Here is an 11,892-nt window from a genome sequence, read left to right on the forward strand (position 1 = left end):
CTAACTCAAAAAATAAGAAAAAAATAATAGATAAATCCTAACTCAAAAAATAAGAAAAAAATAATAGATAAATCCTAACTCAAAAAATAAGATAAAAATAAAAAAAATAGAAAAAAAACACAACACAAAAAATAAATATAAAAATAAAAAAAGAGTAGAAGTTTTTTAAAAACCTCTAAATATTAATTTTAATCCAGTTTTTACACCGGATATCTAGTAGAAAATCTGGAATTATTCATCAAGCTTAGGAATTCCAGTAATTCTAAGTCCACCATAATGGGATTTGTACTTAATGTTTAAACCAATTAATAATGGAGTGATCTTTTCAATTATTCTAGCCTTTTCCAAAATACCTGTGTCAATTGTTTTTACTCCAGGAATCTTGTTGATTAATTCAGCTGCAATTTCCTTAGCTTCATTATCGTCACCTGCAATCAAACAGTCACAGTCGATTTCTTCTGGAATGTTTGCAAGGTGAGAGTTGGAAATGTTACAGAATGCACAGATTACCTTTGCACCAGTTCCTTCCAAGATTTTTGCAGTTCTTTCAGCAGCAGATCCTTCCATTAAATCAATGAATCTGAAAGGTTTTCCGCCAATAGCTGTTTCTAAAGGTACTGTTGCATCTAAAATAATCTTATCATTACAGAATTCTTTAATTCCTTCAAGAGTAGGTTTTTGTGCTGCTAAAGGTACTGTAAGAATTAAAATGTCTCCTTCTTTAGCTGCATCTTCATTAGCCATTCCTTTCATGTTAGATAAATCGTAGTCAGACAAAGCTTCTTTAGCTTCACTTACAACAGTTAAAGCTTTTTCTTCTTTTCTAGAACCTACGATAACATCTACGCCTTCAATTGCTAATCTTTCAGCAATTCCTAAACCTTGTGGACCAGTTCCACCAATTACGCTAACAATCATTTTTTATCCCTCGATTCATAAATTAAAATTTAATCCTATAATTAGGTATACATAATTATGTTAAACATTATAAATATAGTTTATGTTTGTTATAAATAACTTAAATTTATCAAAATAACTAAAAAATTGTATAAAATTAAAAGAATAAACTAAGATTGAAAATTAGTGGAAGATTTTGAAAATAAGGTTTAAATATTAAAAAAAATTTAAAAAAATAAAGCATATTTAAAAAAATATGAATAATATTCACCACATTATTGAAAATGATGGATAAAATAATAAAAAATTAAAGTTAATTTGATTAAGTTTCTAAAAAATGAAAATATAATTGAATAAATGAAAAATTCAAGAATGAAAAATTAATAAAATTTAAAAAATTTAGAAAATTAATAAAATTAAAAAAATAAAAACTTATAAAAATCAATGAAAAGAGTTAAATAAAAAAAATAGACTAAAATAAATAAAAAAATGAATAAAAAAATGAATAAAAAAATGAATAAAAAAATGAATAAAAAAACCCATTTAAAAAAAATAGACTAAAAAAAGAATAAAAAAAACTTATTTTAAATAAATAAAAAAAATAAAATTAATCAAAACTTACCTTTTTACATATTGGCCCGGATTTAAGAAGTCGTCCAAAAAGTTTAAAAATTCCATTTGAACTTTATCATCCATAGAAATTTCACAAAGCAAATCACAAAACTCATCCACTTCAAAGTCATTGATTTCTAACAATTGACATGAGCCACCACAAAGAGTTTCTTTTATATCCTTTCCAACCTTAATTAAATGTATATTTTCATCCTTAAGTATGTGTTCAATAAACTCTCTAGCTGTTTTAAATGACCTTTCCCTCTTAAGAACAAGAAAGTCATCAAGGACATACATATCTTCTCCCCATTTTTTACCAAAATTACTGGAAGCAATCCTATTCCACATCTTAGGACCTTCATGAATATAATATTTGCTTTGCTTGAAAACATTCAACTCAATGAGAAATATTACATTTTCCTTCTCATCAGTCCAGTAGTCATAATTGAATACTGAAAATTCCTCATCCTCAAGCTTTTGCTCCAGTGAAGCCACTGTTTTCAATAACTGGGGATGCAAGGCATCTGCATTCATTTGAGGAATTGGGAACTTGATTATTAATGACTGGGTTTGCCTATCCCTAAAGTCATTTAGGATGTCTGCAAGTATTTCATTCTTTGACTTTTCTGAAAACTGAGCCTTTACAAGAGGATTGAAAAATTCCCTTATCCTTGATTCCCTTTCCGCATCAGAATAGTCACCGTCAACAATTGCCAAAAAGTTTCTTGAAGCAATGATAAAGTCAACCATTCTCTCAAGCCTTAATGCAGCCCCGACATTTCTGTTCATGTCGGTTGGGTCAATGACAACCAATGGATCCTTTTTAAATATCTTCTTGTCATAGCTTTTATAATCCTCAATGTCTATGATTGTGTGATATTTCCAGTTTGAAGCCTCTCTCAAGGTCCTCTCAAAGCTTCCATAATGAATAATCAGCAATTCGCACAGGTATCCTGCAAAGCCCCCTGTCTTGAATTCAGAGCCATATGTTCCAACGCAATCCATAAATTTCTTTAGAAGAAGAACCTCATCCTCCTGATTCAGATATGAATTTTCAGCACTTGAAATTTTTTCTGAATTTTCCTCTGATTTATGGGAATTCAAATTGGCCTTTACATAATTTGTATGTAAAATGGTTCTATCCACAGCTGATTTAAGCTGACTTCCGTCCTCAATCAGATAACATGGAACTATATCAACTTCCATCCCATCAATAATACAGGTTAAATAGGGATGTGAAGCATAATGTTCACTTGCAGAGCCATTCAAGGCATCATTGGTTTTATATGCAAGATCCAAACCAATTTCCTTTAGCTCATCAATATCCCTTTCTAATGGGAAATGTATAAAAATATCTATGTCTGATTTGCCGCTTAACCAAGTGTTTTTAGCAACTGAACCTACAGCCATAGCCTTTGCATCAATATTCTCTTTCCTGCACAGATCATTGATAAAATCTATAACCTTATTTGTGGTTTTATTGACTGCAGAAATCTCTTCTTGGCTTGGTTTTAAATCTTTTAATATAAATTCATAATTCATAATTATTCATTTCCCTTATCAATGCTATAATTTTCTTAATTTAATTTATTAATTTTATAATTTTTATAATTTTACCAAAAATTAAATTAATTAAAAAATTAAATTTATTTTCTCAAATTCTTTTTAAAGAAAAAATTTAAATCATTTATCAATTGAAAAAAAGAAAAGAATATTTTAGTGATTAAATAGTTTAAATAACTAAAATAACTAAAATAAAGAAAATAAAATAAAAAAAGAAAAAATAATAACTAAAATAACTAAAATAATGAAAATAAAATAAAAAAAAGAAAAAATAATAACTAAAATAACTCTAATTAAACATTATTTAAAGCAATTCCACAAAAGTGACAATACCTGTCATGATTGTCAATAGGCATTTGACAATATGGACATTTCTCACTGTGTGACTTTATTCTAACCTCATGCTGCCTGTCAAACAAGTAAGCAAGTCTAATCATAAGAGATTCGTCCAAAATCATTCCAGACTCATATTCCTCCCTAATCTGTTCCTTGATTTGATAGGCCTCCCCAAGACTTACATGAGCGTCATCCACCAATGATTCAATATACAATGACAAGTTTTCATCATCCCCGATTATCTCCTCAAGGGAGTATGTAATGATTGGAAGATCCTTTTCAAGCTTTAATATAATCTCCCTAAACTCATTTTCATTGTCTAAAAACAATTTTTGAACTTCCATCAAATGACTTTCATCCTTGTCCATCCTCTTATCCAAACAGTCATAATGAATAATATCATAATTCAATGGACTGCTATATGCAATTGAAGCATTCTCCAAATCAAGAAAGTGGAAACTTGAACAGGTTTCAAGGTCATAATAATGTGTGGAAAGCTCCTCCTCAGCATCATAGTCAATATTTGACATTACATGCTCTCCGGGAATGACAAATTCTATTGCGCTTGCAACGATATTCTCACTTAGCTTGTATGCAAAACCGTATTTTACAAGAAGCTCAACCACAAGACGGGTAGGTTCAACAATGCTTGGCTTATTATGTTCTGACATGGTTTTCTTAAGTTCGGATAAAAACAATCCATTTCCACGAAATTCAGGAAGAACATAGATATTGTTTAATGCTGCAGTTAGAAATTCCCTTGAAAAGTCATATGAACAGAAACCTACAACCTGATTTTCAAAGAGCAGCTCCTTGAATAGGCTGCATGTTGGAGCCTTTATGATAAAACCCTCATTTTCAATTGATTCATAGATGTAATCATATTCGCTTTTCAATAAATCAATCACATCCAATGTCCTTTCTGTAATATAGACCCTTTGTGAATCATCATCTCTTAGAATTAATTTCATTGCATATCCCCATATGTATTTTTTTTAAATTAAATAAAGAATTTTAAATTAGATTAAAAACTTACAGTATTTTTTAAATCGAATAATGAATTTTAAATTAGATTAAAACTTACAATATTTTTTAAATCGAATAATGAATTTTAAATTAGATTAAAAACTTACAGTATTTTTTAAATTGAATAATGAATTTTAAATTAGATTAAAACTTACAGTATTTTTTAAAATGAATAATGAATTTTAAATTAGATTAAAAACTTATAAAATTAACTTTAAAATTAATAAACATTTCAATATTATACTCAGTTAAGTAATTATTTTAAATTACTTATATTTAAAATATTCGATTTAAAATTTAGTTTAGCTAAAAATACGAACAGAGTTTAGTTATTCCAAAAAAATAACAGTATATACCAATTTATTTAGTCATTCCAAAATTTTAATGAAAAATTTAAAATAATACTAATATTGAAAAAGTAAATACTTGAAAATTATATTTAATGAAATTATAAAAAAGAAGTGAATTAAAAAAAATAAAAAGAGCTTAAAAATTGAAATAAATTAAAAAAATAAGAAATAAATAAAAAAAATAAGAAATAAATAAAAAAAATAGAAAAGAAAAATTTAAAAAAGACTTCTATCCTAAAGGAAAAATTACAATAGAAAAATCAGTTAAATAATTTATCTATTGCATTAATCAAGATATTAGCTCTTTTATTTGTTTGAGATATATCCTCACTTGTCAATGTTTCAAAAACAAATGTAGGAGTTCCTGCATTCATAACAGGCAAAGTCAAATAAGGAGGACTTGTCTGAGGTTGAGGAGAATAATATCTCATCTTTGAATTCTTTTCAATTGAATGAACAATCTTAACAAGCTTATTTGCTAATTTCATTGAAGCCTTATGCTTATTCTTAGGAACATGTACAAAATAACTGTATTTATATGCAATACCTGTTGTTGAATGAATGTCAACCATCAAATTATATTTTTGCTTGTTAACATGAGGAACAACATAAGTTTTTGCAAGCATCTGTCCGCGAGTCCTATCTATTGAATATGAACCTGATTTCTTTGCAACAGTAACCCTATAGACATAATATGCATATTTCATGCTCCTCTTATTCTTCATGATGCCATAAACCACATCATGAATCTGATGCTCTATTGGATGAAGACCTACAACATATGCAATTCTAATCTTAGATGAGGAATTTCCAATAAGGCTTAAGAGTTCAACCTTGCCATAGGCATTGGATCCCAATAACACCTTGCTTAAAACATGAACCTTGCCCTTATTGCTTGAATCCATATAATTCTTTACGCCTGAATACTTAACCAAAACAGCATAATCCCTTGACTTCAGATTTATCTTAACTGCAGCGACCCCATTTGCTTTTGTGGTTCTTATATATGTTTTTGAATTGATTGTGATTCTCAGCTTTTGATTGGAAATGGCCTTGCCATTCTTTGTCTTTAATAGGACCTTAAGATATTTGCCATCATATATTAAATCATCAACAATGGACAAGCAGGTATAAATAGGCTTACAGATAACCCTTAAATTCATTGCCTTAGTTGAGGAAGAGTAAATATCACTTCCCAAATATTCCAACTTGATTTTATAAGTGGCAGTTTTAAGATTTATCTGCAATTTAGCCATACCATTCGCATCTGTGGTCTTATTGTAAATCCTGGACTTTACATGAAAGAGAACTGACTCATTTGAAAGGGCTTTTCCATTAATGTCCTTTAAGTAGACCTTTAAATAATTGGAATAGATAATGTACTTGACATTGGATGTAATTTTTGTCTTAATAAGATCAGTTTTATTTTTTACAGAGGAATCCGCAACATCAGATTCATTCTTAGAAGAAGAATCCGAATCAACAGACTCTAAATCGCTTTCATTATCAGAAGAAAAACCAGAACCAACAGAACCCAAATTACTTTCATTATCAGAAGAATCAGATTCAGAAACTAAAATGCTTGAAGAATCATCTCCAGTATCCATAGATACTTTCACTTCCTCCGATATTCCATTGGATAACCTATTATCTTCATTTATTTCACTTGCATAAGCTATATTTACACTTAATATAAGTAAAATAGACAATAGGAATAGTGTTTTAAATTTTTTATTCATATTTACACCTAAAAATTAAAAAAAAATGAAATACATTTTAATTTTTTTAATCATATTTACACCTAAAATTAAAAAAAATGAAACATATTTTAATTTTTTTAATCATATTTACACCTAAAATTAAAAAAAAAATGAAATATATTTTAATTTTTTATTCATATTACACCTAAAATTAAAATTAAAATTAAAATTAAAAAAAATAAAAATTTGAATAATTTTTAAATCAAATTATCCGAAAATCAAATTAAAATCAAATCGAATAATTAAAGGAATTATTCAAAATTAATTAAAAATCTGATTTAAAAATTTAAATCTTAAATTAAATTTGAAATCATAATTGTTTTCTAGCTGCATCAAGCATGATTTTCTTTTCAGCTCTTGCAACAGTTTTTCTAACTTCCTCAACTGCATCAGTATTGGAAGATACACTGGTAATTCCAAATTTAACAAGTTTTTCAACAATGTGAGGTACACTACCTGCTTGACCACAGATACTGCAAGTTACACCAGCAGCAGCACAATGCTTAATTGTTCTTTCAATCAATGCCATTACTGCAGGGTGCTCTTCTCTGTAATGTTTTGCTACAAATTCATTGTTTCTGTCTACAGCAAGAGTGTATTGGGTCAAGTCATTGGTTCCAAGACTTACAAAGTCAATACCTTCTGCAATGTATTCATCAATCAAGATTGCAGCTGCAGGAATTTCAACCATCATACCAAATTCAATATCAATGTGTGGTCTGAGACCTACCTCTTCACATAAAGCCTTGGCTTTTCTAAGTTCGGATGGGTGTTGTGACAATGGAATCATGATTCCAATATTTGTGTAACCCTTATCATGAAGCTTCTTGATTGCCTTAAATTCAGCCTTCAGGATTTCAGGTTCATCCAATTCTCTTCTAATACCTCTCCAACCTAACATAGGGTTGTGTTCTCTAGGTTCGTTTTCTCCACCTTCGAGAGTGATGAATTCATCTGTTGGAGCATCAAGAGTTCTGTACCATACAGGTTTTGGATAAAACTCGTCAGCAACCTTTAAAACATTTTCAGCAATTACATCTACAAGCTTGTCCTCTTCACCATCAAGGATGAATTTTTTAGGGTGAATACCTGTAGATAACATCATATGTTCGGTTCTGAGTAAACCTACACCATCTGCACCAGTTGCTGCAGCCTTAGGAGCAGCTTCTGCCATACTTACATTAGCCTTAACTTCAGTTACGGTAATCAAAGGAGTTGCTGAAACTTGAACTGCACCGGAAGCAGCCTCATTTTCCTCTTCACCTTTAATGATTCCCTTATAAACCAAACCTTTTTTACCGTCAGCTGTAACTTCCTGGTTTTCTTTTAAGGCAGTAGTTGCGTCTCCAGTACCTACAACACAAGGAATTCCTAATTCTCTTGAAATAATAGCTGCGTGACAGGTTACTCCACCTTCATCGGTTACAATACCGTTTGCCCTTTTCATTGCAGGCACCATATCAGGAGTGGTCATTGTGGTAACCATTACGTCACCGTTTTGTACCTTGTCAAGTTCATCCAAGTTCAAGATAACCTTTACAGTACCGGAAGCTAAACCTGGACTTGCACCTAAACCTTTGATTAAAACTTCCAAGTCAACTTCGCCCTCATCTTCCTCTTTCTTCTCTGCATCACCTAAGGTGGTGATAGGTCTGGATTGCAATAAGAATAATTCGCCGTTTTGGAAAGCCCATTCAGTATCTTGAGGTTTTCCATAGTTTCCTTCAATTCTTTTAGCCATTTCAACTAATTTTTCCAAATCTTCATCAGATAAAACTCTGGCCTTTCTCATGTCTTCAGGGACTTCCTCTTGGATGGAAGTTCCGTTTTCATCATTTACAAACCAGGTTTTCTTATCACTGATAACAACACTTAAAACCTCATTGGTTTCCTTGTCAACACTGTAATTGTCAGGAGTTACGGTTCCGCTGACTACAGATTCACCAAGTCCCCAAGACCCTTCAATCAAAGCAATGTTTTCACCGGTAGATGGGTTTACAGTAAACATTACTCCTGCCTTTTCCGCATCAACCATTTGTTGAACTACAACTGCAATATATACTTGAGAGTGTTCAAAGTTATTTTCTTCACGGTAGAAGATTGCTCTTGCCTCAAATAATGAAGCCCAACATTTTCTTACATATTCAATTACATTGTCAATACCTTGAACGTGTAAGAAAGTATCTTGCTGACCTGCAAATGATGCTTCAGGTAAGTCTTCAGCAGTTGCAGATGAACGGATAGCCACATCAGCCTCTTCAACACCCACTCTTTGAGACAATTGATTATATGCTTCAATAATCAAGGTAGAAATATCATCAGGAATAGGAGTTTGGATAATGATTGATTTAATGTCTTCAGCAGCTTCTTGAAGTTCCTTAGTGTTGTTGATATCAATTTGATCTATAATATCCATAACACGATTAAAAATTCCAGTATCCCTCATGAACTTATCATAAGTTTCAGAGGTTACAACAAATCCTGGAGGAACAGGAATGCCTGCTTGAGTTAATTCACCTAAATTAGCACCTTTTCCACCAGCAATACCAATGTCATCTTTACTTAAATCTTCAAACTTTGTAACATACATAGTTTTTCTCCTTAAATAACCATTTTTATTATTTCCCATTAATTAAATGACAATAATGTTTGGATATTAAAAAAAAGTCCAATAAATTAAAAAAAATAAAAATTAATTGAAATTGAATTTAGAATTAAAGAATTACAGCCCAAATATTTAATTTAGAATTAAAAGATCAATGATGAAAAATTTAATTTAAAATTAAAAAATCAATGATGAAATATTTAATTTAGAATTAAAAGATCAGTGCTGAAATATTTAATTTAAAATCAAATAGAATTGAATTCAATCAGTCTATTTAAGTAATTCTTCACCTTTTTCCACAACGATTCTGCAGGAAACAGGCAATTTCATAGATGCTCTTTTTAAAGCAACTTTAGCGTCTTCAAAGTTTTTAGGGTTTACATCAATGGATACAACTTTTTGATTAGTTTTTACAAGTGCCTCTACACTGATAGCTTTACCGAAAGCGTTTCTCATACCACTTTGTACCCTGTCCGCACCTGCTCCGGTTGCCATAGGATTTTCTCTTACGATGTTGTGAGGGTATACTCTTAATTTTAAGTGGTAACCTAATCTACCAGCAGCTCTTTGCATGTATCTGTTAGAAGCAATACGAGCAGCTTCTAATGCATTATGTCTAATTTGAGCCGGTTTTTTAACAGCTAAAGATACTCTTACTGGGAAATCTTCTGATAAATTACCCATATCATATTGAACAATTCTTGAGTTTGGTATTTTTCTAATATATTCTCTTCTTGAATAAGCACGAACCATTAATAGTCCTCCATATAATAGTAATTGAATAACTTAAAATTTCTCTTTTTATTTTTATGCCTATTTAAGTTATTCCCAATCAACATTAAGTTGAAACAAATAAGTTCTATCAGTACATGATAAAAATAACAGCTTAGATTGGCATGACCCCATATTAAGACAATATAATCTATAATTTATATTCTTACTATCACGCCAAGAGCCATATAAATTTGATAAAAATTAATAATAGCAAGATTCATCAAAAAATTGATCTCTTATATTTCATATTATTAATAATATATTAAGTTAGATAGAATAACATTATTTATTTTTTTAAACATTAATAAATGTTAGCATTTTTATGAAATAATGATGACAAAATTTTAATATTTTCATAAAAAATCTAAAAAATTTAAAGAGTGATGAAAAATGAAAAACAATGCACTATTGAAAAACCTGTCCATTACCTCCAACCATCTGAAGGAACCAGAAATCATAGGTTTATTCACTGGAAAAATACGCAAGATACTTTGAAATGGAACTTGACGAACTTTAAAGGCAAGCACCAAGTTTGCAGGTGATGCATACTAGACTGCAAAAACTAGAAGTTCAAAAATTATAATAAAATAGCTTAATATGCTATTTTACATTTTTTCTTTTTTTTAAGAGTGAATTAATTTAATTCAAACAGTTTTATTTCTTCGAATTTTTCAAAAAACTTATCTAGAGATACAACATGATCCAAATCAAAGTGTCTAGTAATTACTATGCTTGAACAGTCAATATAACTTGCTTTATAAGTATTGGAATTGTATTTTTTGAATATTGAGAACACCCTGTCATTGTATCTTTCTATGTCGTGTTCGTTGAGTATTGTGAAGTTATCCACAAGAAAGTAGTATGCCTTTTTTGTAATTTCGATACTTTTGGTTCTCATCATTATTACGGTTATAACTTCCTCCACTATTCCATGGCTTATAAAGCATTCGTTTTCAAGAAGTATGTTTTTATTTTTAAGGATTACATCACGGTTGGTGTCATTTCTTTTAAATATCGGTATGATGAATGATGTGTCAAAAAACAGTTTAGCCATTGTAGATCAACTCGTCTGTGTCCCAGTCTTCACCGTCATCATCTATCATTCCAATTACATCATCCAAAGTTACCTTCTGTCTTGGTGTCAGTATGATTTCACCATCTTGTATATCCCATTCAAATATTGTGTTTTCATCTATAGGGAACTCCTTGAATTCCTCTTTTATTATTTTCGGCAAATGTAGTTCATCATTGCCGTATAATTTACTGCTTGCTAAACTCATACAAAATCACATCAAATAAAATTAATATGATTATTAATATTTATTCTGAATAATATATATTTATCGGAAAAAATTGTATTTTAAAAAAAAATGATACCGCAAATTTAATTAACAATATTAAATTAACTTATGAGATAAAACCTTTTGAAAATAAAAAAAATAAATTAAATAAAATAAATAAATTAAATAAAATAAATAAAACAAACTAAAATAAACTAAAATAAACTAAAATAAACTAAAGTAAAGTAAAGGAAATAAATAAAAAAATAAATTAATAAAACAAATAAAATAAAAACATGAATAACAAAAATAAACTAAAATTTCCTAAAAAGTGCATTAATTAATCATAATTCAAAGGGGCTAAAAATGAAAATAAAATCTAATATGAAACTAAAATACAAAGATCCGGAATCTGCTGAAATCATATACAAATCATTGGAAATTGACAATAAGGGATTTTTAGAATCTGAATTAAAAGAAGATGAAATTGAGTTTAAAATTGAAAATGATAAACTTGGAAGCTTTTTAAAAACTGCAGACGATTTAATATCAAATGAAATATTAGCAGAGAATATATTAAAAGGTCAAAATGAAAATAAAGAATCCTGAAAAACTTTTTAAAAAAATAAAATAATTTAATAGTTTTATTCAATAAAAACTATCTCATAAACAACAAAATAAGATAAATT

Annotated in this window: 9 protein-coding genes; 1 reads left to right on the forward strand and 8 read right to left on the reverse strand. The window is 29.3% G+C overall.

Going from position 1 to position 11,892, the window contains the following annotated elements:
- Positions 1 to 231: 231 nt before the first annotated feature.
- The 8 genes from npdG to Q0138_RS04155 form a co-directional block, all read right to left on the reverse strand.
- On the reverse strand, positions 232 to 918 hold the full coding sequence (gene npdG / locus Q0138_RS04120) for an NADPH-dependent F420 reductase (protein WP_297981316.1): 687 nt from the start codon (positions 916 to 918) through the stop codon (positions 232 to 234).
- 597 nt (positions 919 to 1,515) lie between these two features.
- A complete protein-coding gene (locus tag Q0138_RS04125; RefSeq protein WP_297981319.1) occupies positions 1,516 to 3,051 on the reverse strand; it encodes a CCA tRNA nucleotidyltransferase in 1,536 nt (511 codons plus the stop codon).
- Positions 3,052 to 3,365: 314 nt separating this feature from the next.
- Positions 3,366 to 4,379: a GNAT family N-acetyltransferase gene (locus Q0138_RS04130; RefSeq protein WP_297981322.1), complete on the reverse strand. Its 1,014-nt coding sequence runs from the start codon at positions 4,377 to 4,379 to the stop codon at positions 3,366 to 3,368.
- Between the two features lie 665 nt (positions 4,380 to 5,044).
- Positions 5,045 to 6,523 (reverse strand): hypothetical protein, encoded by a 1,479-nt coding sequence (locus Q0138_RS04135; RefSeq protein ID WP_297981325.1) that lies wholly within the window; start codon positions 6,521 to 6,523, stop codon positions 5,045 to 5,047.
- Between the two features lie 331 nt (positions 6,524 to 6,854).
- A complete protein-coding gene (gene ppsA / locus Q0138_RS04140; RefSeq protein ID WP_297981328.1) occupies positions 6,855 to 9,134 on the reverse strand; it encodes a phosphoenolpyruvate synthase in 2,280 nt (759 codons plus the stop codon).
- Positions 9,135 to 9,419: 285 nt separating this feature from the next.
- Positions 9,420 to 9,902, reverse strand: a complete 483-nt coding sequence (gene rplJ / locus Q0138_RS04145; protein WP_297981331.1) for a 50S ribosomal protein L16 — start codon at positions 9,900 to 9,902, stop codon at positions 9,420 to 9,422.
- Between the two features lie 655 nt (positions 9,903 to 10,557).
- Positions 10,558 to 10,977, reverse strand: coding sequence for a PIN domain-containing protein (locus Q0138_RS04150; RefSeq protein ID WP_297981334.1), 420 nt, complete (start codon positions 10,975 to 10,977; stop codon positions 10,558 to 10,560).
- Positions 10,970 to 11,203 carry a hypothetical protein gene (locus Q0138_RS04155; RefSeq protein WP_297981338.1) on the reverse strand — a complete coding sequence of 78 codons (234 nt, stop codon included), beginning with the start codon at positions 11,201 to 11,203 and terminating at the stop codon, positions 10,970 to 10,972. Before Q0138_RS04155 ends, Q0138_RS04150 begins: the two co-directional genes overlap by 8 nt.
- Positions 11,204 to 11,569: 366 nt before the next feature.
- On the opposite strand from Q0138_RS04155, the gene Q0138_RS04160 reads away from it, so the two are divergent.
- The gene (locus tag Q0138_RS04160) at positions 11,570 to 11,812 is read left to right on the forward strand and encodes a KEOPS complex subunit Pcc1 (RefSeq protein ID WP_297981341.1); all 243 of its coding nucleotides are present in this window, start codon (positions 11,570 to 11,572) and stop codon (positions 11,810 to 11,812) included.
- Positions 11,813 to 11,892 lie beyond the last annotated feature (80 nt).

Source organism: uncultured Methanobrevibacter sp., assembly GCF_937906425.1.
Lineage (GTDB): Archaea > Methanobacteriota > Methanobacteria > Methanobacteriales > Methanobacteriaceae > Methanobrevibacter.